The sequence below is a fragment of the Alphaproteobacteria bacterium genome (assembly GCA_040220875.1).
GTDB lineage: Bacteria > Pseudomonadota > Alphaproteobacteria > JAVJVX01 > JAVJVX01 > JAVJVX01.
This window is the reverse complement of the sequence record JAVJVX010000007.1, coordinates 69,269-94,194: the sequence shown is the minus strand read 5'-3', so window position 1 is coordinate 94,194 and position 24,926 is coordinate 69,269. Positions and strand designations below refer to the sequence as shown.

Sequence of the window (24,926 nt, the reverse complement as noted above, 5' to 3'; positions counted from 1 at the left end):
AGATCTCTCTATGTTCGCGGGCGATCCCCGCGCGTTAGCGGGAACGGCCTAGCGACTTTTTTTCGGTGCGGCCTTTTTCCTGGCCGCTGTCTTGGTCTTTGCCGAGGTGGCTGTCTTTTTCTTCGCCGTCGTGGTCTTCGACTTGGTGGCGGTTTTCGATTTCGGTTTTGCCGCTGCCCTGGTCTTTTTTTCGGCCGCGGGCTTTTGTTCTTCCGGCTCCGGATTGAGAACGGCGTCGACCGTTGTCTTTTCGTCCGTTACGGACGCCATTTCCAGGATGTAATCGACGACCTTGTTTTCATAGAGCGGCGCATTCAGATTGGCCATGGCCTGCGGATTGCTCCGGTAGAATTCCATGACCTGCTGTTCGTTCCCCTGGTAACGCTGGGCTTCGCGCATGAGGGCGGCGTTGGTCTCCTCCTCGCTCACCTTGACGCCGGCGTCCTCGCCGATTTTCGACAGCATCAGCCCAAGACGGACCCGGCGGGCGGCGGCATCCTGATACTCGGCCCTGACCTCTTCCTCGGACTTGCCTTCCTCTTCCTCATGCTGGTGGCCGTGGCCCTTGTGCTGCTCCCGCTCCTTCCAGAGCGCATCGAATTCCATTTCGAGCATCCGCGGCGGCAGTTCGAAGTCGCGCCCCTCATGAAGCTGGTCCATGATCTGCTGTTTCATGCGCTGGCGCGCCGCCTGCTGGCAATCGGCAAGGATCTGTTCCCTGACCGCCTCGCGCAGCGGCTTCAACTCATCAAAGCCGAGATTTTTGGCAAAATCGTCATCGATGCTGGTTTCTGCCGGTTCCTTGATCTCCTTGACCGTCACATCGAAGATGGCATCCTTCCCGGCCAGCGCGGCGCTGCCGTATTCTTCGGGGAAGGTGACTTTGACCTCGACCCGGTCGCCCGGCTTGGCCCCCAGGAGCTGCTCCTCGAAACCGGGGATGAACATGCCGGACCCCAGTTCGAGCGGCGCGTCTTCCGCCTTGCCGCCCTCGAATTCCTCGCCATCGACGCGACCGACGAAATCGATCACCGCCTGATCGCCCTCCTTCGCGGCGCGTGGCTTCTCGACCGGCTTGAACTGCTTGTTCCGGGCCGCGATATTCTCGAGCACCTTGTCGATGTCGCTGTCGGACACCTCCGCCACCGGGCGGGTCACCGAGATACCCTTGAGGTCCACATCGCCGGTTTCCGGCATCAGATCGATGGCCATGCTGTATTCGAGCGCCTGGCCTTCGTCATAGGAATCGATGCTGATCTGCGGCTGAAGCGCCGGCTTGATCTCGCGCTCGCGCAGGACTTCCTGGGACGAGTTGGAGACCAGTTCCTCCAGCACTTCGCCGAGCACCTGCTTGGCGTAGCGTCCGCGCAATACCTTGAGCGGGATCTTGCCGGGGCGGAAGCCCGGAACGCGCGCGTTCCGGCCGAGCCGGGCCAGCCGGTCATCGATCTTGGCCTGAATGTCCTCTGCCGGCACCGTCACCTTCAGTTCGAGGGCGAGACCGTCTGATTTCGTTTCTTCAACCTGCATCGGGCTTCCGTTCGAAAACTCTGTTACGTTTGCGGCCCGTCGCCGGGCCGGGCCGGCGCCACTGGAGATCCGCGGTAAATTGGTGCGGGCGGAGGGACTTGAACCCCCACGACTTTCGTCACCAGATCCTAAATCTGGCGTGTCTACCAATTCCACCACGCCCGCGCATCCCCGTGCCCGCCGGGCCATCACTCGATGAAACTGTCAGACGGCCGCCATCCGGAAACTGGCGCGTCGAGACAAGGGCGCCCTCTATAGCACGAAAGAATTGCGGGTCAAACGGCGCCCGGCTCGCGGTGGCGCGCGGAATCGCCCGGCGCATAAGGCATTTTGGCTGGTTCAGGAGGGCGGGAAGCGATTCAGGCTTCGACCGCCTCGGAATAGTTCGTCCAGAAACTGTCGAGCGCCAGTACGCGGGGGCCTTCCTTGTAGTCTATGCAGCTTGGACGTGACCGCACGACGTTGAACCTGACATGTGGAATTCCGGTTGCGTCCTTGCCGACCGACAGGACCTGCGCGGTCTCGACGGCGCGATCCGCCAGCACGCGGCGAAAGCGCTGTCCGGCCCGTATCTCAAGGTTCTGTCGCGGCTTCCTGAACACGACCGCCCCCATTTGCGGCATTGCGACCCCCGGCCCGCGGGCCGGCTCCCGGCGTGTTTTCCCAGCGACGGCCGCGCGCTCGATGCGGCCCCTCCGGTCCCGGCCGTCCGAATATCATCCTGGCCCGGCCTGTCATCGCTAAGGTTAACCCCGGGGCATTTAACATCAAGTTAAGGAAAGATAAAAGGAAAACAGTGATTTAAACGGTCCCGATCGGACCGGGTGGCCACCCGACCGGCCACAGCCATCTCGCGCCGGCGAAATCCGCCTTATCCACAGATCGGTGGCGCCTCTGGCGGGCCGCGCCGCGCCATGGCCCGCAGCCGGGCCAGAACCGGGGAAAGATGGACCGCGAGATCCTCCGCGATGAGCCCCGGCCCCACCCGGCGGGCGGCCGCGCCATGCATCCAGGCCCCGATCCCGGCCGCCGTGAATGGGCTCACGCCTTGGGCCAGAAGCCCGCCGATCAGCCCCGACAGCGTGTCGCCGGTACCGCCCGTCGCGAGATCGGCCGGCGCGTTGCAGTTCAAAAGCACCCGACCCTCCGGATCGGATATCACCGTGGTCGGCCCCTTGAGCAGGACCACAGCGCCACTGATCCTGGCCGCCGCGCGCACCCGGGCGATACGGGAATCTTTCGTAAGAACACCCCTTACCTTATTGAAAAGGCGCGCGAATTCACCTTCATGAGGGGTCAGCACCAGATTGCCGCGATGTGCCCGGAACAGGGTCTCGGGTGCGTCCGCGAAGACCGTGAGCCCATCGGCATCGAGCACCGCCGGCAACCGGGCATCAAGGATGGCCATCACCTGCTCGCGGGTCGTTTCGCAAACACCGAGCCCCGGCCCGGCTACCGCGGCGTTGCGTTTGCGGGCCCGGGCCAGCCGGCTGACCGCCAAGCCGTCGCCGGCGGCGGCAGTGAGCAGGCCCGGGTCGCCCGTACGATAGGCGGGCAAGGCGTCGGCCGGTGCCCCGATCGTCACCAGCCCCGCCCCGACCCGGCGAGCCGCCGTGGCCGCCAACCGTGCCGCCCCCGTCATCTCTGGACCGCCCAGCACGAGAAGATGCCCGCGGCGATATTTGTGATCGGCCGGCGCGGGGCCGGGAACCTCCTCCGCCCAAAGGAGCGGGCCGTTCTCAAACTGGCTTGGGGCGATCCCGGGCAGGACCCCGGCCGGGATTCCAATTTGCTCAACGATAATTTCTCCAAACATATCTTTTTTATTATCAATTAGATGTGCTGTTTTCTTACGAAAAAAGGTTACCGTTAGATCCGCCACGGGCGCGGCCCCCAGCACGTCCCCCGTATCGCCAGCGATGCCGCTCGGCAGATCGATCGCGACCACCCTGAGGCCGCGAGCCCGCCGCGCGCGATTGACCGCTTCGACCACGCGACGGACGGCCCCGGTGAGGGGCCGCGATAGCCCGGCCCCAAAAAGCGCATCGATCACGAGATGGGCGCCGCGGAGATGAATCGGATCGAGCGTCACCACAGGCCCCGACCAGCGCCTGGCATGAAACGCCGCGTCCCCGGCAAGATTTTCCAGCTTGCCCGAAAGCGCGACCGTGACCGGCCAGCCCCGAGCGCGCAAATGGCGCGCGGCAACAAACCCGTCCCCGCCATTATTGCCCGGACCGCACAGGACCAGGACCGGCCCGGGCGGAAAGCGCAGACGCACCGCATGCGCAACGGCGGCGCCCGCGTTTTCCATCAACTCGTGGCCCGGCACGCCGGCTCTGACGGCGGCGCGGTCGGCCGCACTCATCTCGCTGACGGTCAGAACGGCCGCGAGATAATGGCGATCCAGAGTTGGAAATTCATGTTTCATGGCTTATGGAGCGCGCTGTTGACCCGTACCGTTGAACCCCGGCGGGGGATCCGGCAGGGAAAGCTGGCCTCGCCCTGCCCGGCCCCTGTATTGTCGCGGCAAATGCGGGGCCGGTCCATGGTTGGAAATCTTCGGGCCGAAAGCGCCGCCCGCCACGCGCCAGACCACGATGCCAAGGAAGGGGCCGTCGATGACTGAAGAAATCCGGCATGACTGGACAAGCGAAGAAATCGAGGCGCTGATCGCCGCGCCGCTCCTCGATCTGGTCTACCGGGCCCAGACGGTCCACCGCGCCCATAACCCGGCCAATCAGGTTCAGCTCGCCAGCCTGCTTTCCATCAAAACCGGCGGCTGCCCTGAAGATTGTGCCTATTGCCCGCAATCGGCCCACCACAAGACCGAAAGCCCGCGCGAAGCCCTGATGGCGGTGCCCAGGGTGCTGGCCGAGGCGAAGGCGGCCAAGGCGGCGGGGGCGACTCGGTTTTGCATGGGTGCGGCGTGGCGCGAGGTTCGCGACGGGGCGGAGTTCGAATCGGTGCTCGAAATGGTCGCGGGCGTCCGCCGGCTTGGCATGGAAGCCTGTGTCACCCTTGGCATGCTCACGGCCGAGCAGGCCCGGCGGCTCAAGACGGCCGGGCTCAGCGCCTATAACCATAATCTCGATACCGGGCCGGAATTTTACGGCGATATTATCTCGACCCGGACCTACGAGGACCGTCTTGAAACCTTGGGCCATGTCCGCCAGGCGGGCATCGATATCTGTTGCGGGGGCATCATCGGCATGGGCGAATCGACGCGCGACCGGGCCGATATGCTGCGCGTCCTGGCGACGCTCGACCCGCACCCGGAAAGCGTGCCGATCAATGCGCTGGTGGCGGTCAAGGGCACCCCGCTGGCCGACCGGCCGCCGATCGACCCGCTCGATCTGGTGCGGATGTGCGCGGCGGCCCGCATCACCATGCCGAACTCCCGTGTCCGCCTGAGCGCCGGTCGCCTCGCCCTCTCGCGCGAGGCCCAGACCCTGTGCTTCCTTGCCGGCGCCAATTCGATCTTTTATGGCGAACGGCTTCTGACAACGCCCAATAACGCCGATAACGAGGATCTGGCCCTGCTGCGCGACCTTGGAGCCGAGGCGCTGGTCCCGGACGGGGTCGCGGCCGAATAGCCTAAGCCGTGCGTCGGGACCGGACCGTGACATAGAAGGCGACCAGCCCCGCCAGTACCGCGAAAATCAGAAAACAGGCGCGATAACTGCCGGTCGCGTCATGCAGCAGGCCGAAAACAGGCGGCCCCACGAAGGCGCCCGCGAAGGTCACGAAGAAGGCGCCGCCGGTCGCGCGGCCGACCTCTCCCTCGGGCGCGAGACGCGCCACCTCCGCCAGATACACCCCGGTCCAGGCGATCGCCGCCACGCCGAACATGGCGAGGACCGCCAACACCGCGCCAACCGGCCAGGATTTGTCAAATCCGGCAGTCAGCGCCGCACTCAGCGCGTTGACGAAAGCCAGCAGCAACAGCAACCGGGCTGGGCTGATCGCCCGGTCGGCCAGCCAGCCCCACACCGGACGCGCCACCATGCCGGCCCCTTGGGCCACCGCAAGCGCCATGCCGGCCATGGTCAGGCTGTAGTCAAGTTCCCCGGTCAGATAGACGACCAGGAAGGCCGCCAGGCAAAGCTGCATACTGGCCATGGTGAAAGAGAGGATAACGAGCGGGCGCAGAGCCTCGTCCTTCAGAACAAGGGCGAGCGGTTCGGAGATGTTACGCCGCAGCAGCGACAGAATGTCTGCCCGGGGGCGCGCCGCGGATGCCCGGGCGCGGAGATAGTCGGAATCGAATTCCTGCCGATAGGGCAAGAGCAGGACTGCCATTACCAACAGCGCGACGCCGACGGTAATCGCCGCCATCCGCCAGCCCAACACGAGCACCAGGCTGGGGACCAGCGCGCCCGCCAGCATGCCGCCCGCCGGCACCCCGGTCTGCTTGAGGGAAAAGACCAGGTTGCGGTGCCGGTCGCTGGTTCGTCTTGTGAGAATTTCCGAACTCGCGGGCGTGGCCGGGCCATAGCCAAGCCCCATGACGATCGCGCTGGCCGCAACGAGGCCAAGAAGCGGAGCCACGAACAGACATAGCGAGAGCGCGATCAGGATGAGGCAGATCTGACTGAGGCGGAGCGGCCCCAGCACGGCGATCCCCTGCCCCGACAGAAGGGCGCCGACCATGGCGCCAAGATACACAAGGCCCGTGTATAGCCCGACCAGGTTGGGGCTGACGCCAAGGTCATGCGCCGCCGCCGGCGCGAGGACGGGTATGGTCAACTGCCCCATGGTGAGCAGGACCTGAACGACCAGCATCAGGACAAGCGGCTTGGCGACCCCGGACACGGGCTGGCTCGCTTTCGTCACGATTGCAGGCGAAGCGGGCCCGATCGGGGCCTGCCCTCATGGATAACGGGTGTCACGCGGCGCCGGCACTCAATTCTGTCGCACCGAGGCGAGGTTGGCCGTCGCGTCAATCTCGATCATCAGTTCCGGCAATGCGAGCGAGGAGACCTCGACCAGTGTCGCCGCCGGCCAGGGATCCGAGAAATAGCTGTTATAGACTTCGTAATAGGCCGCCATGTTCGACATATCGGTCAGGTAGATGGTCAGCTTGATGACGTTATCGAGGCTGCCGCCGGCTTTTTCGAGGACTGCGTTCATCTGCTCGAAGCACCGCTTCGCCTGGGCCCGGATATCGCCCGGCGCATAGGGTGATCCATCATCGGCGCACGCCGCCTGGCCTGACTGATAGAGGATATCCCCCGCCCGGTAGGCCTGGGCGATCTGATATGGCGCATACCAGTCCGGACTGACGTGAACCCGCTTGCTTTCCGCCATGACTCTCTTCTCCCTGTCCGCTGTATATTTTTCCAGGCTGTACACCCCTCCATCTGATGTTGGAGACTGGCCGCCGTCAAGGCAAGCGGGGAGGAACCATGGCACTGCCGAAAGATGAGGAAACCGGTTTTTCGGCCGAGGGGGGCGAATCGGTGCTGGCGCGCGCCAGCGCCCTTGTGCCCGATCTCGAGATACGGGCGACCGCCTGCGAAGAGGCGCGCCAGGTCCCCCGTGCCACAGTGGAGGCCTATCAGGCGGCCCGGCTCGTCGGGCTTTACGCGCCGACCCGGTTCGGTGGCCATGGCGCGCCGATGGAAACCGGCCTTGGCGTGATCGAAGCGCTCGCGCGCGGTTGCGGCTCCAGCGCCTGGGTCCTCGCCGTCTATCAGATTCATGCCTGGCTGGTCAGCCTGATGGCGCCCGAGGCCCAGGAAGACGTGTTTGGCGGACCCGAGGGCGCGAACACGGTCATCGCCGGCTCCCTGCAGCCGCGCGGCACGCTGGCCGCCGTCACCGAGCGGGGCCAGGAGGGCTTCCGCCTCGAAGGCGGCCCGTGGCCCTTCGCCTCGGGCGGCGATTACGGGCGTTGGGCGGTCGTGGGCGCGATGATCCAGGATGAAGGGGCCGAGCCCGCGCCCGCCATGTGTCTGCTGGCTCCCGACAGTTGGACGCTCGAGGATGACTGGTTCGTCTCCGGCCTCAAGGGGACCGGCAGCAAATCCATCGTGGCGGCGCCCCGCTTCGTTCCGGCGCGGCACGTGACCCGTTTCTCGGAGCTGCTGGCCGGCACGGCCCCGGGCCAGACCGCCGGGGCCGACGCGGTGCAGCGCGCCGCCTTTGTCCCGATGCTGACGCTCAACGTCACCGCCCCCGCCCTCGGCACGGCAGTCGCGGCGCTGGCCGATTTCATGGCACGGGCGGACGGGCGGTTCCTCGCATTTTCCGGCGAGATGCAGGGGGATGCGGGGGAAACGCATATCCAGATCGCCGAGGCCTCGGCGAAGGCCGATGCCGCGCGGCTGGTGCTGCGCGAGAGCGCAGGCCGTGTCCGGCAGTACAGCGAACAGGGTGTGGACATGCCCTTGCTCGCCCGCGCGCAGGTCCGCCGGGATGCCGCCTGGGCGGTGCGCGCCTGTGTCGAAGCGGTGGACCTCCTCTCCCTCGCAAGCGGCGGCGGCGCTCTGCACCGCGAGCACCCTATGCAACGATGGCAGCGCGATGTTCACGCCATTGCGGCGCATGCGATTCTGCCTTATAAAACCAACATGAAGCTCTACGGACGCGCAGCCATGGGCAAGTCACTGTCGACGCCCTTTGTGTGAGTGGCCCGTCTCGTTACCCAAAAGACAGTTTTGCATGACCATCCAGGAGAGATTTTTATGGCAACGTATGTACTGGTACATGGTGCGTTTTTCGGCGGCTGGACGTGGGACGCCGTGGCGGCCGACCTTCGCGGGGCAGGACATGAGGTGGAAACGCCCGACCTGCCCAGCATGGGCGACGACCCGACATCTCCCGTCGGGCTCGGGCTCGACGCTTATGTCGATCGCATCGTCCAGGCCGTTAACGCGCAGAGCGAGCCGGTCATCCTGGTCGGCCACAGCCTTGCCGGGATTGTTATCTCGCAGACGGCCGAGGCAGTGCCGGAGAAGGTCGCAAAGCTGGTCTATGTCGCCGGCTTCCTCCTGCCCGATGGCAGCTCGCCGCGGCATTTCTACGAGGGCCTCGGCGCACCGTCACCCGTCATAAAGAATTCCGATGTTTCGGAAGACGGGGTCGTGACCTTCCATGCGGACGCGCTCGCCGGACTGATCTTCAACACGTCCCCCGAATCTGCCGTCAAGAATGCGGCGGGCCGGCTCCGGCCGATGAGCCGCAAGCCGCTCGGTACGCCCCTCAAGCTGACGGACGAGCGCTTCGGCCGCGTGCCGCGCTACTACATCATGGCCCTCCAGGACAATGCGATCCCGACCCAGTATCAGGAGCTCATGGTCAGGGAAATGCCGTGTCAGGAGGTGATCCGCATGGACACCGACCATTCGCCGATGTTTGCGGATCACGACGCTTTCGTGGGTCATCTGAAGGATATTGCCGGGACGTCGTAGAGGGCCGGCCCCGGCGGCCCTTCCTGGCCAGCCGGGAGGGTAGGTCTGGGGCGTGGGGTGGCCGACGGGATTCGAACCCGCGACATCTGGTACCACAAACCAGTGCTCTAACCGGCTGAGCTACGGCCACCATCGCGCGAGGGACGTGTTGTAGGCGTCCCCCGCGTTCAGCGTCAAGCGCGGCGATAGTGCCTCCGGGCACTGCTGCCCCTCCCGTCCCGGGGATTGCCCGGGCGCCACCGGCACGGCATAGAATGCTCCCGCCACGGCGCGCCCGGCCTGCGACCAGCGCCTTTCATCTTTTTGAGGAACTTGCGTGACCGATCCTTCCCTGCTCATTCCCGGCCTTCAGCGGCTGGGCACCGAATCCGCCTTTGAGGTGCTGGCCCGCGCCAAAAAGCTCGAGGAGGCCGGCGCCGATATCATCAATCTCGGGATAGGGCAGCCCGATTTCCGGACCCCCGAACACGTGGTCGATGCCGCGGTAAAGGCCTTGCGCGACGGGCATCACGGTTACACGCCGGCGAATGGCATCCGGCCCCTGCGCGAGGCGATCGCGGCTGATTACGTGCGCCGCTACGGCCTCGAGATCGACCCCGATCTGCTCATGGTGATGCCGGGCGGCAAGGTCACGATGTTTTTTTCGATCCTGATGTTCGGCCAGCCCGGCACGGAAATCATTTACCCTGACCCGGGCTTCCCGATCTACGAGTCCCTCATCCGGTTTACCGGCGCCCGCCCCGTCCCCATGACGCTGCACGAAACCGACGGGTTCTCCTTCCGGGCCGAGGAAGTGCTGGCGAAGGTCACGCCTGCCACCCGTCTCCTCATTCTCAACAGCCCCGCAAACCCGACGGGCGGTGTCGTCCCGCGCGAAGAGATGGACAGGCTGGTAGCTGGCCTCGCGGCGCAGCCCCACGTCACGGTGATGAGCGACGAGATTTATTCCGAGATTCTCTATGACGGCCGGACGCACGTGACCCTTCTCGGCTATCCCGAGTTGCGCGACCGGCTCATCCTGCTGGACGGCTTCTCGAAGACCTATGCCATGACCGGCTGGCGACTGGGCTACAGCCTGTGGCCGAAATCGCTTTTTCCGCTGGCGGAACGGCTGGCCATCAACATCCATTCCTGCACCAACGCGGCGACCCAGTATGCCGGGATTGCGGCCCTCGAGGGCCCGCGCGAAAGAGTTGCCGAAATGGTCGGGGCCTTTGCGGAGCGGCGCGACGTGATCGTGGATGCCCTCAACGCCCTGCCTGGGATCTCCTGTGTCCGACCGGGCGGGGCGTTCTACGCCTTCGCCAATGTGACCGGGACCGGTCTCCCATCGCGCACGCTCGAGCAGAAGCTCTTGGCCGAAGCCGGTGTGGCGGTGATTTCCGGCACCAGCTTCGGCGCGGCGGGCCAGGGATATCTCCGGTTTTCTTACGCCAATAGCGTCGAGAATATCCGCCAGGCCATGACCAGGGTCAGGGCCTTTCTTGATCAGAACGCCAGTCAGGCGGCCTCTTAGGGCGCCAGCCGGAATTCTTGCCGCCTAACAAATAGGCAGACCGCCTAAACATTGGGCATTCAGCGGCCAAAATGTCTCCCTGCCCCCTAATCCCGGTGACGCCAAATCGAAAATTAAACGTCGGATCAAGCTTTTAGGGGAACTCCCCAAACTGGCACAAGGCGTGCAATCCGAAAGGCGTATGGTCCGAAAGGACGGGCCACGCGGGCATGGCCAGGCGGGCAACAGCATGACAGAGCGAGCCGGACGGCGCCGGGAGACCGGGGCCTTGCCGGCGTAGCAGGGAGTAGCGGACGGTCCCATGAAGAAAATCGAAGCAATCATCAAACCTTTCAAACTCGACGAGGTTAAGGACGCCCTTCACGAACTTGGCCTCAAGGGCATGACCGTGACCGAAGCCAAGGGCTTTGGCCGGCAAAAGGGGCATACCGAGCTGTATCGTGGCGCCGAGTATGTCGTGGATTTCCTGCCCAAGGTCAAAGTGGAGGTCGTGATGGAGGATTCGCTGGTTGAACGGGCGGTCGAAGCCATCAAGAATGCGGCTGCCACAGGCCGGATCGGGGACGGCAAGATTTTTGTCTCGACCATCGAGGATGCGATCCGTATCCGCACCGGCGAGAAAGGCGACGACGCGCTCTAGACCGATCTTGAATTCCGCGAGGCGGTCGGGAATACGGGGCCATCACCCCGGACCCCGCCGGCTCATGCCAAATCACCACACGCAACCCAACGACGAATAACGAGGAAAAAAATGGCTGACGCCAAATCCGTCCTGCAGATGATCCAGGACAACGACGTAAAGTTTGTGGACTTCCGGTTTACGGACCCCCGTGGCAAATGGCAGCACACGGCTCAGTACGTGGACACGATCAACGAAGAAAGCCTCGCCGAAGGCATCATGTTCGACGGCTCGTCCATCGCCGGATGGAAGTCTATCAACGAATCGGACATGATCCTCATGCCCGACCTGGATTCTGCGATCATGGATCCGTTCACGGCGCAGCCCCAGTTGATCCTGTTCTGCGATATCATTGAGCCCACCACCGGCCAGCCCTATAGCCGTGATCCGCGCTCGACGGCAAAGCGCGCCGAGGCCTATCTCAACTCGAGCGGCATCGGTGACACCGCCTATTTCGGCCCGGAAGCGGAGTTTTTCGTCTTTGACGACGTCCGCTTTCAGGTGGATCAGAACCTGACCTTCTTCGAAATCGATTCGGAAGAAGGCCCCTATGTCAGCGGCAAGAAGATGGAAGACGGCAATCTGGGCCATCGCCCGGGGCCGAAGGGCGGCTACTTCCCCGTTCCTCCCGTCGATTCGGGGACGGACCTCCGGGCCGAGATACTCACGGTGCTGAACGAGCTCGGCGTGACCGTGGAAAAACATCACCACGAAGTGGCACCCAGCCAGCACGAGTTGGGCATCACCTTCGACACGCTGCTGAAAACTGCCGACAACATGCAGCTCTACAAATTCGCCGTTCATAACGTCGCCCATGCCTATGGCCTGACGGCAACCTTCATGCCCAAACCGGTCTTTAACGACAACGGATCGGGCATGCACACCCATCAGTCCATCTTCAAGGACGGCAAGCCGCTTTTCGCCGGCACAGGCTATGCGGATCTTTCCGAGATGGCGCTCTACTATATTGGCGGCATCATCAAGCACGCGCGGGCGCTCAACGCGTTCACCAACCCGTCCACCAACAGCTACAAGCGGCTGGTGCCGGGCTTCGAGGCGCCGGTTCTGCTGGCCTACTCCTCGCGCAACCGTTCGGCGTCGTGCCGGATCCCGCACGTCGCCAGTCCCAAGGGCAAGCGCGTGGAGGTCCGTTTCCCGGACCCGGCGGCCAATCCCTATCTCGCCTTTTCGGCCATGCTGATGGCCGGGCTGGACGGGATCGCCAACAAGATCCATCCCGGCGATCCGATGGACAAGAACCTTTACGACCTGCCGCCCGAGGAACTCGCCGGCGTGCCCACGGTCTGCTCCAGCCTGAAAGAGGCGGTGGACGCGCTCGACGCCGATCGCGACTTTCTCAAGAAAGGCGACGTGTTCTCGGACGAGCAGATCGATGGCTATATCGAGTTGAAGCAGGAAGAGATCACCCGCTTCATGCAGACGCCGCATCCGGTTGAATTCCAGATGTACTACAGCGTTTAGGCCCGACGTCCGGCCGACAGAAACCCCGCGGCTCGCCGCGGGGTTTTTTGTGCCCTCACGTCGCCGTCAGTACGACGAGGCCAACTGCCCAGGCGACAAGCATCCATCCGGTCAGGCGGGCCAGCGCCTCGCCCATCGGGACAATTTTTTCCAGCAGAACAAAGATCGCCAGCCCCGCGATCCAGTAGAGATTCATGATGCCGCCCACGAAAAGCAGTCCCATCAGAAACCAGCAACAGCCCAGGCAATAGGCGCCGTGATGCACGCCCATCGCCAGCGCCCCGAGCCGGCCTTCACGCCAGCTGTTGGTGATGAAAGCCATGGGTGAGCGGCAGTGGCGCAGACAGACCTCCTTGAGCGGCGTGAGCTGCCAGACCCCGGCAATCGCCAGAATGGCGGCGCCAAAGAGGAGATCCGTCGTGGCCATCATCGGGGACAGAAGCCCGGACCGGTCGAACGCGTATTGCACCGCCGTCGCCATCAGGCTGAAAGCACCCCAGGCCAGGGCATAGCCGGACAGAAAGAAGGCCACATTGATGGCCTTGCCACCACCCTCGCGCCGATGGCGGTTGATCGTGGCAAACATAAGGATCATGGGTGTGGCGCCCGGAACCATCATTGCGATCATCATCACCCACCACATGACGAACATCACCAGCGCATAGCCCGGGGTCCAGGTCACCCGCTCGAGCGGCATGGTCATGCCCGCGCCGGCCAAGAGGTAGCCCCAGGACAGCAGGCTGATGAGCGCGACGCCACCAAGCGCGACGAGACGGTCGTCGCGCAGCATTCTTTCCGCGAACCCGACGGGGCGCGAGGCGGGATCAGTCGTCATCGGCCTTGATCAACCTGGGCTTGCGACGGCTGTCCAGGGCGACATAAGTGAAAACCCCTTCGGTAACCTTGACCCGCTCGCCGCCCTCTCGCCGGCGCACCCAGGTTTCCACCCGGATCGAAATCGAGGTACGCCCGATCCTCTCGACATCGCCATAGCAACTGACCAGATCGCCGATAAAGACCGGCAGGTGGAAGCTCATGGCCTCGACACCGACGGTCACGACCCGCCCCTTCGCCTTGAGGGCGGCGATGATACCGCCGGCGATATCCATCTGGCCGAGAATCCAGCCACCGAAAATATCCCCCGAAGGGTTGGCATCCGACGGCATCGCCGCCACGCGGATAGCCGGATGAGGTAATTGACCGTCCGAATCGTTCATCGACCTGTCCTTCTTAACCACCATATCTTGTTGCAACCGCGCCGGCGATCACAGGATACACTTGCTGCACCGCGGCGCGCCCATATAATGCCGCCATGGCTGATCTTTTCGATAAAACCCCGGCGCGAGGCAAGGGCGCCCGAAAAAAACCCGCGCAGAAGCGGCCTGGCGCCGTCCGCGGGGCCGGCGGCTCTGGCGGTTCCGGGCAGAAATCGGGCTATTCCGCCCGCGATATCGAGGTGCTGGAGGGGCTCGAGCCGGTCCGGCGCCGGCCCGGCATGTATATCGGCGGAACGGACGAGCGCGCCCTGCATCACCTGGCGGCGGAGGTGCTGGACAACGCCATGGATGAGGCCGTGGCCGGACACGCGTCCTGGATCTCCGTCTCGCTCGACGCCGACGGCTCGGTCTCGGTGCAGGATAACGGACGCGGCATTCCCGTGGACCCCCATCCCAGGGACAAGAAGAAATCGGCCGTCGAAGTCATCCTGACGACGCTGCATTCCGGCGCCAAGTTCGACAACAAGGTCTACAATACTTCAGGCGGGCTGCATGGCGTCGGCGTTTCCGTGGTCAACGCGCTCTCCGACCGGCTCAGGGTCGAGGTCGCCCGCGACCGGACACTCTGGCGCCAGGACTACGCCCGCGGCAAGCCAAAGGGAAAACTTGCAAAGCTCGGCCCCGCCAAGAACCGGCGCGGCACCCTGATCACATTTCATCCCGATCCCAATATCTTCGGCGCCGGCACGGCATTCAAGCCGGCGCGGCTCTATGCCATGGCCCGGGCCAAGGCCTATCTTTTCAGCGGTGTCGAAATCCGCTGGCAGGTCGATCGCAAATTTCTCGTCCGAGGCGAGGAGACGCCCGAGAAGGACACACTCCATTTCCCGGGCGGGCTCGGCGACTATCTCGCGACGCTGGCCGGCGATCGCGGGACCGTCACGGAACAGCCCTTTTGCGATGATGCGCAGCTCGCCGAAGGGGCCGGCCACGTCGAATGGGCGATTACCTGGCCACTGGACGAGGAAGGCAGCCTGCACAGCTTCTGCAATACCGTCCCCACTCCGGACGGGGGCAGCCATGAATCGGGCCTGCGCTCGGGCCTGATGCGCGGACTCAAGCGCTTTGGCGTTCTGACCAAAAACCGGAAGGCGGCGCAGATTACGGCGGACGACGTGGCCGACGGGGCGGAAATCGTCCTGTCCCTTTTCATTCGTGATCCGCTTTTCCAGGGGCAGACGAAGGAACGCCTCGCGATGCCCGACGCGCAGAAGCTGATCGAGTCGACAGTAGGCGATCACTTCGAACACTGGCTTTCGGACAACCGGCGCGACGCCAACGACCTTCTTGAACATATCATCCGCCGGGCCGAAGCGCGCCGCGCGCGCCGGGAGACCAAGGACCTTGCCCGCAAGACGGCGACCCGCAAGGTCCGGCTGCCCGGCAAGCTCGCCGATTGTTCGAGCGGTTCGCGCGCGGGCACGGAGATTTTTCTCGTCGAAGGCGATTCGGCCGGCGGCTCCGCCAAACAGGCCCGCCGCCGTGAAACTCAGGCCATCCTGCCCTTGCGCGGCAAGATCCTCAATGTCGCCAGCGCCACGAAGGAGAAGCAGAAAGCCAATCAGGAGATCCAGGACCTGCTTCTCGCGCTCGGCTGCGGGACGGGAGACAATTACCGCGAAGACAACCTGCGCTACGACCGCGTGGTCATCATGACGGACGCTGACGTGGACGGCGCTCACATCGCCTCTCTGCTGATGACGTTTTTTTATCAGGAAATGCCGCAGCTAATCCTCGACGGCCATCTCTACCTCGCCATGCCGCCGCTCTATCGGCTGTCGCGCGGCGGCGTCGTGGCTTACGCCCATGACGACCGGCAACTGGAAAAACTGATGAAGACCACCTTCAAGGGGGCCGGAAAGGTGGAGGTCAGCCGCTTCAAGGGCCTGGGCGAGATGGCGGCCAGCCAGCTCAAGGAAACCACCATGGACCCGGCGAACCGGAATCTGATCCGCGTGTGCCTGCCTGACAAGGGGCAGAAGGGAGAGTCGGCCGCCTTCAAGGAGACCGTGCGGATCGTGGAGTCCCTGATGGGCCGCAAGCCCGAGTTACGGCTCAGATATCTTCAGGACCACGCTCTCTCGGTCGAGGAACTCGATATCTGAGGTACTCTCCGGCGGCCGGAACCTCCGACCGCCGGCAGAGCCCCGCCTTGCGACGCTTATGACATATAGGCGACGGCGTAATCGTAAAGGATCAGGATGCTCGCGCCCGCGATGGTCGCCCAGGTGCCCACGGTGCCCGCGACACGGGTAGGCATAGTCCCGGTGCCCAGGCCATGCGCGTGAAGCAGGCGCGCGATGAAGAAGCCCGCACCCAGCAAATGAACGACCCAGGATGTCCAGTCCTGCACCTCGACGAAGCCGATCAGAATAATCGCAATGGGCGCGTTTTCGATCAGGTTTCCATGACACCGGATGCGCAGCATCATCTCCTGATCGCCGCCGTCGCCAACCAGGATGTTCTTGCTTTCGCGTCCGCGCACGACCCGGAAACTGAGGATCACGATCAGGAGCCCCAGCAAGGCCGCGTAAAATGCCGTGATAGACGGCATCACCGCGGTGGCCGACGAGACGGCGTTGGACAAAGCTTCTTCCATTCCTTCCTCCCTTTGTATGGCCCGGATCCCATGACCCGGCGCCGGTTCCCGCCCCACGGGCGGGTAAATTCTTTCAGTCTCCCGCCCGATCCATGCCGGCGATTTCCTGCAGCCAGTAGCGCAGTACCGCCGTGGTCGCGACGGGCTGCTCCAGCGGCGGCAGATGCCCGCAATCCTCGACGACAACCAGCTTCGATATGGGCAGAAGCCGATGCATCTCGGCGTGCACCTTGACCGGCGAGAGCTTATCCTCGCGCCCGCAAAGGACGAGGGTCGGGCACCGGATCTCCCCGAGCCGGTCGCGCTGGTCGGCCCGTCCGAGGAGCGCTGCCTGCTGACGCAGAAACGCCTCCTTGCCGACATGCTGTGCCATCGCCTTTACGGTTTCGACCACCTGCGTGTTTTCCAGGTGCCGGTCATGCACCAGGAGCGGGAGCAGCCTGTCCGTAACGCCTTTGAACTGTCCCTTCTGGGCGAGCTCGATCAGGCCGCGCCGGCGCGCGCGTTGCTCGTCGTTATCGCTGCGCGCGTTGGTGTCGAGAAGGGCAAGGCGCGCGACCCTGTCAGGCGCCATCAGCGCCACGTGCTGCGCCACATAGCCGCCCATGGAAAGCCCAAGGAGAGAGAAACGGTCGGGCGCCGCATCAAGCACCGCCCGCGCCATTTCCTCGATCGAATCGTGCCGGGTCAGATCCGCCACGCGCATATCGGCCATGTCGGCCAGATGGGTGGTCTGATGCGCGTAAAGCGCCTCGTCGCACAGGAGGCCCGGCAGCAGGATGAGAGGAACGCGGTTGGTCATGGTGCCTGGGACAGCCTGCTACTTCACGAGCGCGGAAATTTTTTTGAACTCGGGGCTGCCGGCCTTGCCCAGCCACTCGAAAAGCACCATTTCCGTCGTAACGATCGCCACATCCTCGCCCCGCAGCCGGTCCAGCGCGGCCGCCTTGCTTGCTTCCGTCCGCGAGCTGACGGCATCACTCACGACGAAGACGTGGTAGCCCAAAGCCTTGAGATCGAGGGCCGTCTGCAGCACGCAGATATGGGCCTCGATACCAGAGAGGATGACCTGCAGCCGGCCAAGCTCGCGGACCCGCCGGGCGATTCCGTCATCGCCCATGCACGAGAAAGCGATTTTTTCCATCGCCTCGTCGGCCCGCAACAACTCCTCCAGATGGGTGACCAGCGGGCCGAGCCCCCTGGGATAATGGACGGATGCGAGTTGCGGCACGCCGAGGAACCGAGCTCCCTTGATCAACCGTTCCACATTCTGGATGACGGCACCCGGCGCCGCCATGGCCGGCAGCAACCGCTCCTGTAGATCGATCGCGAGATGCGCCGAGTTGTCGGCGTTCAGCTTCATACTTCGCCCCCTGCTGCCGGGCCCCTGGCCGGGCAGGACTGAATCTTTCGAAAAACCGCAGATTCGTCCAGCGATTGTTTGACTTGACCCGATAAACACCTATATATGCACTGAAATCAGGCCCGAAATCTGCCCCGTAACGCGATTCTGCCGGGAATCGGGCCCAAAAGGACTCCATGAAGTTTACAGACCTCGATTTAAGCGAAGACGTTCTCCGCGCCGTTGCGGACGCGGGATACGAAAGCCCAACACCCATTCAGGCGCAGGCAATTCCCCAGGTTCTGATGGGCCGAGACATTCTCGGCTGTGCCCAGACCGGGACAGGCAAGACCGCCTCCTTCACCCTGCCGATGATTGACATCCTGGCCTCCGGCAAGGCCAAGGCCCGAATGCCCCGCTCCCTCATCCTCGAGCCGACGCGGGAGCTGGCGGCCCAGGTGGCGGAAAATTTCGCCGTTTACGGGAAATACCACAAACTCTCCACGGCGCTGCTGATCGGCGGCGAATCGATGGGCGACCAGCAGCGGATCCTCATGCGGGGCGTGGATGTTCTGATCGCCACGCCGGGACGCCTCCTGGATCTCTTCGACCGCGGCAATATCCTCATGTCGGACGTCAAGCTTCTCGTCATCGACGAGGCGGACAGGATGCTCGACATGGGCTTCATGCCCGATGTGGAAAGCATCGTCGCCAAGCTGCCCTGGACGCGGCAGACGCTTTTTTTCTCGGCCACCATGCCAAAGGAAATCCGCCGGCTGGCCGATAAGTTCCTGACCAATCCCAAGGAAATCATGGTCTCGGCGCCCGCGACCACGGCGGATACCGTCAGCCAGTACATTCTGCGCACGTCCCTGAAGGAGAAGCGTGAGGCCCTTCATACGCTGCTCCGTACGGAGCAAGTCAAGAGCGCCCTCGTCTTCTGCAACCGCAAGCGCGATATCGCGGCCGTGGCACAATCGCTGACACGTCATGGCTTCAGCGCCGGCAGCCTGCATGGCGATTTGCCGCAGTCGGTGCGCATGGACACGCTGGACAAGTTCAAACGCGGCGAAATTACCATCCTCGTGGCCAGTGATGTCGCCGCGCGCGGACTCGATATCGACGACGTCAGCCATGTCGTCAATTTCGACGTCCCGCACCACGCCGATGACTACGTTCACCGGATCGGGCGCACCGGACGGGCGGGACGCAGCGGGCGGGCCTTCATGCTGGTAACGCCCGAGGATGGCAAGGCGCTGACGGCCATCGAGAAATTGATCAAGAAAAACCTGGTGCCACTGCAGGTCGAAGGCGTCAGCGCCCCGGCGGAGAGAAGCCCCGACGCGGGCGACGAAGCGACGAAAAAACCATCCCGCAGCCGGAAGGGTGCAAGCAAGCGCGACGGCAGGAAAGACGCGGGCAAAGAAACCAGCAAAGACACCGATGAGGAAAGCCCGCGCGGCGGCGGCGATACCCGCGCCAACGACGACAAACGGCGCGCGCAGGCAAAATCCGCGCCTGACACCGACGGTAAGGGCGAAGACCGGCAGGACCGGGACGAGCCCGTGCGCGGCCTGGGCGACCATACGCCGGCATTTCTGCTGCGCCCGGTCCGGCGGACCGCCTGAACGGCACCACTACCCGACATCGGCCTCCGGCCCGTTCCGTGCTATAATAAATCTGATATTAGCACTATCGGGCGGGGAAGACCGTGATCGACGCAACAAGTCGCAAAATCCTGGACGCGCTTCAGAACAACGCGCGGATCACCAATGTCGAGTTGGCCGCCCAGGTGGGGCTGAGCGCGAGCCCGTGCCTGCGCCGCGTGCGCGAGCTTGAAAAATCCGGCGTCATCCGCGGGTACGCCACGCTTCTCGACCCCGCACGGGCCGGCATGCCGGTCAGCGTTTTCGTCAATGTCACGCTGGAGCGCCAGACCGAGGGGGCGCTCGAGGATTTCGAAAGCGCCGTCCGCCAATGGCCCGAGGTCATGGAATGCTACTTGATGACCGGCGACAGCGATTACCTGTTGCGAGTCGTGGCCAGCGATATAGACGCCTATCAGCGCTTCGTCCTCGATCGGCTGACTCATATCCCCAGCGTCGCCAGCATCAAATCCAGCTTTGCCCTGCGTCAGGTCAAGTACGGTACCGCCCTGCCCCTGTCCGAAACTGCCACCGAACCCGGATATTAACGTAAAATGGCTATAACCTGATGTTTTCAGGAATTTTATTGCTGAAAACCTCTGTCTCCCGCATTATTTAGCAAGGACATGCCCCAGGGCCGGAGCTAAGCTCCGACCATGTCCAAGCTCCTCGACACCGGTGCCCCCTCGCCCCATACCGGCACGCCCGCGGCTATCGACATGGATGGCGACAAGCTGGCGGCATTGATGGCGCTCGAGAAGAAAATCCTCTGGCTCTCCGCCTGGATCATTCACCACGCTAACCACATCAGACCCAATCGCAGCGGCATCAAGGTGGGCGGGCATCAGGCCTCGAGCGCGTCCATCGTTACCCTGATGACGGCCCTTTATATGGATGTCCTGCGGCCCGAGGACCGGGTTGCGGTCAAGCCACATGCGAGCCCGGTTTTCCATGCAATCCAGTACCTCCTGGGGCAGCAGACTCTCGACAAGCTGCAGAATTTCCGCAGCTTTGGCGGGGCACAGTCCTACCCGTCGCGGACCAAGGACAGTGACGACGTCGATTTCTCGACCGGCTCCGTCGGTCTTGGCGTCGCAGTCACGCTGTTCGCGTCCCTGGTCCAGGACTACCTGCGCCTCAAGAAACGCGGAACGTCACAGCGCCATGCGGGACGCATGGTCGCGCTGGTCGGCGATGCGGAGCTGGATGAGGGCAATATCTATGAAGCCATCCTCGAGGGCTGGAAGCACGATATTCGCAATGTCTGGTGGGTGATCGATTACAACCGCCAAAGTCTGGATGCCTTCGTGCCTGATCTGATGGTGCGCCGGATTCTCGATCTCTTCCGGGGCATGAACTGGAATGTGATCGAGCTCAAATACGGCAAGCAGCTCCAGCAGGCCTTCGAGGCACCGGGGGGCGATTCCCTGCGCGACTGGGTCGACAATTGTCCGAACGATCTTTATTCCGCGCTGACCTTCCAGGGCGGCGGCGCCTGGCGCGAACATCTTTCGCGCGACCTCAAGGGCGTCTCGGGCATCCGGGGGCTTCTCGACGATTATAGCGATGACGGGTTGAGCCGGCTGATGACCAATCTCGGCGGCCACGACATGGAAGCCGTCCTCGATGCCTTCCACAATGTGACGGATGACGCGCCAACCTGCTTTCTTGCGTATACGGTGAAGGGCTACGGCCTTCCGTTCGCCGGCCATAAGGACAATCACGGCGGCCTCATGAACCCCGACCAGATGGCGGCCTTCAAGACACAGATGGGGATTGCGGACGGCGCGGAATGGGACAGGTTCGCCGGGCTGGACCTGCCGGCCGAATCCCTTGAGGCCTTTCTCGAGACCGTTCCCTTCAGGACCGACCAGCCGAGGCGGCCGACCGCGCCGCGGATCGAAATCCCCAGCCGATTGCCCTGTCCCACCGTCAAGAAGGGTTCGACCCAGGAAGGATTCGGGCGGATCCTGAACGAAATCGCGCGCGAGAAGAGCCCTTTTGCCGACGCTATCGTGACGAGTTCGCCCGATGTCACGGTCACTACCAATCTCGGCGCCTGGGTCAACCGGCGCGGACGCTTCGACCGCGCCCGTCACGACGACACCTTTCAGACCGAGCGGGTCGTCTCGGCCCAGAAATGGGGGGCGTCGCCCGAGGGGCAGCACCTCGAACTGGGGATTGCGGAAAACAACCTTTTCCTTTTGCTCGCAGCATTGGGGCTGTCGGGCGAGCTGTTCGGCACGCGCCTCCTGCCTATCGGCGCGCTTTATGACCCGTTCATCGCGCGGGGCCTCGATTCACTGAATTACGCCTGCTACCAGGACTCGCGGTTCATGCTGATCTCAACGCCTTCCGGCATCAGCCTCGCGCCCGAGGGCGGCGCACACCAGTCCGTCTATACGCCACTCATCGGCATGGGCCAGGAGGGGCTTACCCTGTTCGAACCCGCCTATGTGGACGAGCTGGCGGAGATCATGAGGTGGTCGTTCGAGCACATGCAGGAGGAGGATGGCGGCTCGGTCTATCTGCGCCTCTCCACACGCCCGCTGGACCAGCCGGCGCGCGATATCGACGCGATCCGCGATGACCTGCTGAAGGGCGCCTACTGGCGGACCCCGCCCGGCAACGGCGCCGACACGGCGCTCGTCTACTCGGGCGCCGTCGCGCCTGAGGTCATGGCCGCGGCCGAGGCGCTCGCGGGCGATATCCCGGGACTTGGAATCCTGGCCGTCACGTCGCCCGACCGGCTCTATGCGGATTGGCGCCGCGCGCGCCTGACCGGCACCCAAAGCCATATCCAGTCCCTGCTGGCGCCGCTGGCGCAAGGGGCGGGTCTGCTGACCGTGCTTGACGGCTTCCCCCTCACCCTGTCCTGGCTCGGCAGCGTCGGACCTTACCGCGTCCATCCGCTTGGCGTGGACCGTTTTGGCCAGTCGGGAGACATTCCCGACCTTTACCATTATTACGGACTGGACACCGATGCCATTCTCGACGGGGTGGCCGCCCTCATCCTTGAAACGCCCTAAGGGCGGAGACATCGGATGCACGCGCGGCCGGCAGCGCGTAAGGTGGCAGTCATAAACAGGAAGGAGTTCCGCCAGCCGGGACCGGGAACAGCCGGGACCGCACCGGACAGGACTCCGGGTTCAGGGGGTTGAACATGAGCAAGGAAAATCCGGTCACCCATATCTGCACGGCTGACGAGCACCATATCTGGATCCGCGGCAAGCAACTGGTGCGCGATCTGATCGGCCACATGACATTCACGGAAATGATGCTGTTTCATTTCCTGAAAAAGCCACCAACGCCGATGCAGACGACCATCCTCGATGCCGTTCTGATCACGATCATGGAACATGGCCTGACCCCATCCGCGATCGCAGCACGCCAGACGTTTCTGGGCGCACCCGAATCCCTGCAGGGGGCCGTTGCGGCCGGGCTGCTCGGCGTGGGCAGCCGCTTTGCCGGCACGGCCGGCGATTGTGCAAAGTTGCTCGATGAGATCGTGGCTGCGCCCAGGGCCGACTGGGAGGCTGTCGCCAGAAAAATCGCCCAACGCCACCGCGAGACGCGGACGCCGCTGCCGGGATACGGCCATCCGATCCACAAGTCGAGTGACGCCCGGACAACCCGGCTCTGCGATATCGCCCTGGAGGCAGGCGCCGAAGGCAAATATATCGACGCCATGAACCTGCTCGGCGAAGCCATGAATGCCGAGATCAACAAGACCCTGGTCATCAACGCCAGTGCCGCCATCGGCGCCGTGCTGCGTGAGGCGGGCATACCCGCCCACATCATGCGCGGGGTCGTCATGGTGTCGCGCTGCGCGGGGCTGGTGGGCCATCTCCTCGAGGAGATGGAGGAACCCAGTGCCGCCCGGGTCTGGCACATGGTGGAAGAAGGCATCCCCTATGTGGGCGAGAAATCCTGAGCCTCGGGCCGGTCAGGCGGCCGGATGAAGAGCCGCGCCAGAAAACAAGCCCCCGGTCCCCTCGGTAACCTGTTGGTTGGGACCCGCTACCGGCGCGCCGCTCTTTCGGCGGCGGCCGGCCGCACGCGCAGGAGCACGCCCAAAGTCACTTCGCCGCCGAATAATCCACCAGCTTGGACTTGTATTCTTCGCGCGGCAGGGAACCGTAGGGCACCAGGTGGACATCCGTCGTCACCAGGAGTGTCTGGCGGATCGCTGTCTTGATCTCCTCCGCCAGCCCTTCGGGCGGCCGGTCGAGTCCCTCGCCCAGTTCAATCGCGACGGGCAGGGGCGGCTCCTGCGAGACCCCCTTGCGGGCCGGCCGGATCCGGAAGGTCTCCCCCACTTTCGGGCGGAAATCGTTGAGCAGGCTCCGTATGGCCGTCGGAAACAAATTGACCCCGCGCACGATCAGCATGTCGTCGGTACGCCCGATGCAGCGGATGCGGGGCGTGGTACGGCCACAGGCGCAGGGCTCCATATTGACCGTGACATGGTCGCGGCTGCGCATGCGCAGGACCGGCATGGCCTCGCGCTTCAGCGAGGTGTAGACGAGTTCGCCCTCGGCGCCGTCTTCCCAGGGCAGGGGCGCGCCGGTTTCAGCGTCGATCAACTCCACATGGGTATTCCCGCGCGCGGAGAAATGCATGCCGCCCTCATGTTCACACTCGCCCCAGATCGAGGTTGAGATGTCGCCCGTGCCCATGGCTTCGCGAAGCTGGCAATTGAAGGCGCTCTGAACACGCTCGCGGATAGCCGGATCACCGCCGCCAGGCTCGCCGGCCGTCACGATGTTGGTCAGGCCGAGGGAAGCAGCATCAATCCCCCGCTCGGTACACCAGTCGATCAGATAGAGCGCATAGGATGGCGTGCAGCTGATCCCCGTGCCCCCCAGGAGCTGGATGGCCCTGACAAACCGCTCGGTATTGCCGGTCCCGACAGGAATGACGGTCGCGCCCAGCCGGTCGAAGCCGAAATAGGCCGCGCCGGCCACAAAAGGCCCCGCGTTGAACGCCACGACGAGACGCTGGCTCGGCCGGAAGCCGGCGGCCGCATAGGAACGCGCGGTATTGACAGCCCACACGTCCTGCAGGTCGCTCATCGTCAGCGCCACGTAGCACGGCGTTCCCGTCGTGCCACTGGTCGAGAAAATTCGGCTGATATTCTTGGGATCGGCCGCGAGGAAATCCCCCAGCGGCGGATAGCTCGCCTGGTTTTCACGGATATCGTCCTTTACCGTGAACGGCAAGTTGCGGATGTTATCGAGCCCACCGACATCCTTGGCCGAGTTGAAACCGGCCTCTCCCAGGCGGCGACGGTAGAAGCCGGAATTGGCGAAGAGGTATTCGATCTGCTTGCGATAGAGCCGGTCGTCCTCCTTTGACTGATCCACCGGATCACGTGTCTCAATTTCCTTGTCTAGAATCATCGATTTACCCAACTCTGTGTTTCCCCCGGGAGGGTGCT

The 24,926-nt window shown here is 63.9% G+C and carries 22 protein-coding genes and 2 tRNA genes; 11 read left to right on the top strand and 13 right to left on the bottom strand.

Annotated elements, in window-relative coordinates; all coding sequences use genetic code 11:
- Window positions 1-48 precede the first annotated feature (48 nt).
- From tig to RLQ26_09005, 4 genes are all read right to left on the bottom strand, one after another.
- Window positions 49-1,530: a trigger factor gene (gene tig, locus RLQ26_09020; protein MEQ9088868.1), complete on the bottom strand. Its 1,482-nt coding sequence runs from the start codon at window positions 1,528-1,530 to the stop codon at window positions 49-51.
- A gap of 80 nt (window positions 1,531-1,610) precedes the next feature.
- Window positions 1,611-1,695: transfer RNA gene (locus tag RLQ26_09015), tRNA-Leu, on the bottom strand.
- Window positions 1,696-1,889: 194 nt separating this feature from the next.
- Window positions 1,890-2,153: a hypothetical protein gene (locus tag RLQ26_09010; protein MEQ9088867.1), complete on the bottom strand. Its 264-nt coding sequence runs from the start codon at window positions 2,151-2,153 to the stop codon at window positions 1,890-1,892.
- Between the two features lie 248 nt (window positions 2,154-2,401).
- Window positions 2,402-3,961 (bottom strand): NAD(P)H-hydrate dehydratase, encoded by a 1,560-nt coding sequence (locus RLQ26_09005; protein ID MEQ9088866.1) that lies wholly within the window; start codon window positions 3,959-3,961, stop codon window positions 2,402-2,404.
- 190 nt (window positions 3,962-4,151) lie between these two features.
- Here RLQ26_09005 and bioB point away from each other — a divergent pair, with 190 nt between their 5' ends.
- On the top strand, window positions 4,152-5,126 hold the full coding sequence (gene bioB, locus RLQ26_09000; protein ID MEQ9088865.1) for a biotin synthase BioB: 975 nt from the start codon (window positions 4,152-4,154) through the stop codon (window positions 5,124-5,126).
- A gap of 1 nt (window position 5,127) precedes the next feature.
- Here the strand turns inward: bioB and RLQ26_08995 are convergent, their stop codons facing one another.
- Both RLQ26_08995 and RLQ26_08990 read right to left on the bottom strand, forming a co-directional pair.
- Window positions 5,128-6,366, bottom strand: a complete 1,239-nt coding sequence (locus tag RLQ26_08995; GenBank protein ID MEQ9088864.1) for an MFS transporter — start codon at window positions 6,364-6,366, stop codon at window positions 5,128-5,130.
- 69 nt (window positions 6,367-6,435) lie between these two features.
- A complete protein-coding gene (locus tag RLQ26_08990) occupies window positions 6,436-6,840 on the bottom strand; it encodes a RidA family protein (protein MEQ9088863.1) in 405 nt (134 codons plus the stop codon).
- 98 nt (window positions 6,841-6,938) lie between these two features.
- On the opposite strand from RLQ26_08990, the gene RLQ26_08985 reads away from it, so the two are divergent.
- On the top strand, window positions 6,939-8,162 hold the full coding sequence (locus tag RLQ26_08985) for an acyl-CoA dehydrogenase family protein (protein ID MEQ9088862.1): 1,224 nt from the start codon (window positions 6,939-6,941) through the stop codon (window positions 8,160-8,162).
- A 57-nt stretch (window positions 8,163-8,219) separates the two neighbouring features.
- The gene (locus RLQ26_08980) at window positions 8,220-8,945 is read left to right on the top strand and encodes an alpha/beta fold hydrolase (protein MEQ9088861.1); all 726 of its coding nucleotides are present in this window, start codon (window positions 8,220-8,222) and stop codon (window positions 8,943-8,945) included.
- A 53-nt stretch (window positions 8,946-8,998) separates the two neighbouring features.
- Here RLQ26_08980 and RLQ26_08975 read toward each other — a convergent pair.
- Window positions 8,999-9,075 (bottom strand) — tRNA-His (locus tag RLQ26_08975).
- A 186-nt stretch (window positions 9,076-9,261) separates the two neighbouring features.
- Here RLQ26_08975 and RLQ26_08970 point away from each other — a divergent pair.
- The 3 genes from RLQ26_08970 to glnA all read left to right on the top strand — a co-directional run bounded on the left by RLQ26_08970 (window position 9,262) and on the right by glnA (window position 12,622).
- Window positions 9,262-10,461 carry a pyridoxal phosphate-dependent aminotransferase gene (locus RLQ26_08970; protein ID MEQ9088860.1) on the top strand — a complete coding sequence of 400 codons (1,200 nt, stop codon included), beginning with the start codon at window positions 9,262-9,264 and terminating at the stop codon, window positions 10,459-10,461.
- 301 nt (window positions 10,462-10,762) lie between these two features.
- Window positions 10,763-11,101 carry a P-II family nitrogen regulator gene (locus RLQ26_08965; protein ID MEQ9088859.1) on the top strand — a complete coding sequence of 113 codons (339 nt, stop codon included), beginning with the start codon at window positions 10,763-10,765 and terminating at the stop codon, window positions 11,099-11,101.
- A 111-nt stretch (window positions 11,102-11,212) separates the two neighbouring features.
- Window positions 11,213-12,622: a type I glutamate--ammonia ligase gene (glnA, locus tag RLQ26_08960; GenBank protein MEQ9088858.1), complete on the top strand. Its 1,410-nt coding sequence runs from the start codon at window positions 11,213-11,215 to the stop codon at window positions 12,620-12,622.
- A gap of 55 nt (window positions 12,623-12,677) precedes the next feature.
- On the opposite strand, the gene RLQ26_08955 is transcribed toward glnA, so the two are convergent.
- Complete coding sequence (locus RLQ26_08955) at window positions 12,678-13,457, bottom strand: DUF2182 domain-containing protein (GenBank protein MEQ9088857.1); 780 nt, start codon at window positions 13,455-13,457, stop codon at window positions 12,678-12,680.
- Entirely contained in the window at window positions 13,447-13,839 is a 393-nt protein-coding gene (locus RLQ26_08950) for an acyl-CoA thioesterase (GenBank protein ID MEQ9088856.1), read from the bottom strand. Before RLQ26_08950 ends, RLQ26_08955 begins: the two co-directional genes overlap by 11 nt.
- Window positions 13,840-13,934: 95 nt before the next feature.
- Here RLQ26_08950 and parE point away from each other — a divergent pair, with 95 nt between their 5' ends.
- Window positions 13,935-16,004 carry a DNA topoisomerase IV subunit B gene (parE, locus tag RLQ26_08945; protein MEQ9088855.1) on the top strand — a complete coding sequence of 690 codons (2,070 nt, stop codon included), beginning with the start codon at window positions 13,935-13,937 and terminating at the stop codon, window positions 16,002-16,004.
- Between the two features lie 56 nt (window positions 16,005-16,060).
- Here parE and RLQ26_08940 read toward each other — a convergent pair whose 3' ends face one another.
- From RLQ26_08940 to RLQ26_08930, 3 genes are all read right to left on the bottom strand, one after another.
- Window positions 16,061-16,498 carry an MAPEG family protein gene (locus RLQ26_08940; protein ID MEQ9088854.1) on the bottom strand — a complete coding sequence of 146 codons (438 nt, stop codon included), beginning with the start codon at window positions 16,496-16,498 and terminating at the stop codon, window positions 16,061-16,063.
- A gap of 73 nt (window positions 16,499-16,571) precedes the next feature.
- Complete coding sequence (locus tag RLQ26_08935; GenBank protein ID MEQ9088853.1) at window positions 16,572-17,300, bottom strand: alpha/beta fold hydrolase; 729 nt, start codon at window positions 17,298-17,300, stop codon at window positions 16,572-16,574.
- 18 nt (window positions 17,301-17,318) lie between these two features.
- Window positions 17,319-17,861 (bottom strand): hydrolase, encoded by a 543-nt coding sequence (locus RLQ26_08930; protein ID MEQ9088852.1) that lies wholly within the window; start codon window positions 17,859-17,861, stop codon window positions 17,319-17,321.
- 176 nt (window positions 17,862-18,037) lie between these two features.
- Here RLQ26_08930 and RLQ26_08925 point away from each other — a divergent pair, with 176 nt between their 5' ends.
- The 4 genes from RLQ26_08925 (at window position 18,038) to RLQ26_08910 (ending at window position 23,420) form a co-directional block, all read left to right on the top strand.
- On the top strand, window positions 18,038-19,468 hold the full coding sequence (locus RLQ26_08925; protein ID MEQ9088851.1) for a DEAD/DEAH box helicase: 1,431 nt from the start codon (window positions 18,038-18,040) through the stop codon (window positions 19,466-19,468).
- 83 nt (window positions 19,469-19,551) lie between these two features.
- Window positions 19,552-20,034 (top strand): Lrp/AsnC family transcriptional regulator, encoded by a 483-nt coding sequence (locus tag RLQ26_08920; protein MEQ9088850.1) that lies wholly within the window; start codon window positions 19,552-19,554, stop codon window positions 20,032-20,034.
- Window positions 20,035-20,142: 108 nt separating this feature from the next.
- Window positions 20,143-22,515 carry a 1-deoxy-D-xylulose-5-phosphate synthase N-terminal domain-containing protein gene (locus RLQ26_08915; GenBank protein ID MEQ9088849.1) on the top strand — a complete coding sequence of 791 codons (2,373 nt, stop codon included), beginning with the start codon at window positions 20,143-20,145 and terminating at the stop codon, window positions 22,513-22,515.
- A gap of 134 nt (window positions 22,516-22,649) precedes the next feature.
- The gene (locus RLQ26_08910) at window positions 22,650-23,420 is read left to right on the top strand and encodes a citryl-CoA lyase (protein ID MEQ9088848.1); all 771 of its coding nucleotides are present in this window, start codon (window positions 22,650-22,652) and stop codon (window positions 23,418-23,420) included.
- A gap of 145 nt (window positions 23,421-23,565) precedes the next feature.
- Here RLQ26_08910 and RLQ26_08905 read toward each other — a convergent pair whose 3' ends face one another.
- Window positions 23,566-24,888: an AMP-binding protein gene (locus RLQ26_08905; protein ID MEQ9088847.1), complete on the bottom strand. Its 1,323-nt coding sequence runs from the start codon at window positions 24,886-24,888 to the stop codon at window positions 23,566-23,568.
- Window positions 24,889-24,926 lie beyond the last annotated feature (38 nt).

Excerpts from the sequence above, each read along its gene's own strand:
- tig (MEQ9088868.1), bottom strand. The coding sequence starts at position 1,530 with ATGCAGGTTGAAGAAACGAAATCAGACGGTCTCGCCCTCGAACTGAAG.
- RLQ26_09010 (MEQ9088867.1), bottom strand. The coding sequence starts at position 2,153 with ATGCCGCAAATGGGGGCGGTCGTGTTCAGGAAGCCGCGACAGAACCTT.
- RLQ26_09005 (MEQ9088866.1), bottom strand. The coding sequence starts at position 3,961 with ATGAAACATGAATTTCCAACTCTGGATCGCCATTATCTCGCGGCCGTT.
- bioB (MEQ9088865.1), top strand. The coding sequence starts at position 4,152 with ATGACTGAAGAAATCCGGCATGACTGGACAAGCGAAGAAATCGAGGCG.
- RLQ26_08990 (MEQ9088863.1), bottom strand. The coding sequence starts at position 6,840 with ATGGCGGAAAGCAAGCGGGTTCACGTCAGTCCGGACTGGTATGCGCCA.
- RLQ26_08985 (MEQ9088862.1), top strand. The coding sequence starts at position 6,939 with ATGGCACTGCCGAAAGATGAGGAAACCGGTTTTTCGGCCGAGGGGGGC.
- RLQ26_08980 (MEQ9088861.1), top strand. The coding sequence starts at position 8,220 with ATGGCAACGTATGTACTGGTACATGGTGCGTTTTTCGGCGGCTGGACG.
- RLQ26_08965 (MEQ9088859.1), top strand. The coding sequence starts at position 10,763 with ATGAAGAAAATCGAAGCAATCATCAAACCTTTCAAACTCGACGAGGTT.
- glnA (MEQ9088858.1), top strand. The coding sequence starts at position 11,213 with ATGGCTGACGCCAAATCCGTCCTGCAGATGATCCAGGACAACGACGTA.
- RLQ26_08955 (MEQ9088857.1), bottom strand. The coding sequence starts at position 13,457 with ATGACGACTGATCCCGCCTCGCGCCCCGTCGGGTTCGCGGAAAGAATG.
- RLQ26_08950 (MEQ9088856.1), bottom strand. The coding sequence starts at position 13,839 with ATGAACGATTCGGACGGTCAATTACCTCATCCGGCTATCCGCGTGGCG.
- parE (MEQ9088855.1), top strand. The coding sequence starts at position 13,935 with ATGGCTGATCTTTTCGATAAAACCCCGGCGCGAGGCAAGGGCGCCCGA.
- RLQ26_08940 (MEQ9088854.1), bottom strand. The coding sequence starts at position 16,498 with ATGGAAGAAGCTTTGTCCAACGCCGTCTCGTCGGCCACCGCGGTGATG.
- RLQ26_08935 (MEQ9088853.1), bottom strand. The coding sequence starts at position 17,300 with ATGACCAACCGCGTTCCTCTCATCCTGCTGCCGGGCCTCCTGTGCGAC.
- RLQ26_08930 (MEQ9088852.1), bottom strand. The coding sequence starts at position 17,861 with ATGAAGCTGAACGCCGACAACTCGGCGCATCTCGCGATCGATCTACAG.
- RLQ26_08925 (MEQ9088851.1), top strand. The coding sequence starts at position 18,038 with ATGAAGTTTACAGACCTCGATTTAAGCGAAGACGTTCTCCGCGCCGTT.
- RLQ26_08915 (MEQ9088849.1), top strand. The coding sequence starts at position 20,143 with ATGTCCAAGCTCCTCGACACCGGTGCCCCCTCGCCCCATACCGGCACG.
- RLQ26_08910 (MEQ9088848.1), top strand. The coding sequence starts at position 22,650 with ATGAGCAAGGAAAATCCGGTCACCCATATCTGCACGGCTGACGAGCAC.
- RLQ26_08905 (MEQ9088847.1), bottom strand. The coding sequence starts at position 24,888 with ATGATTCTAGACAAGGAAATTGAGACACGTGATCCGGTGGATCAGTCA.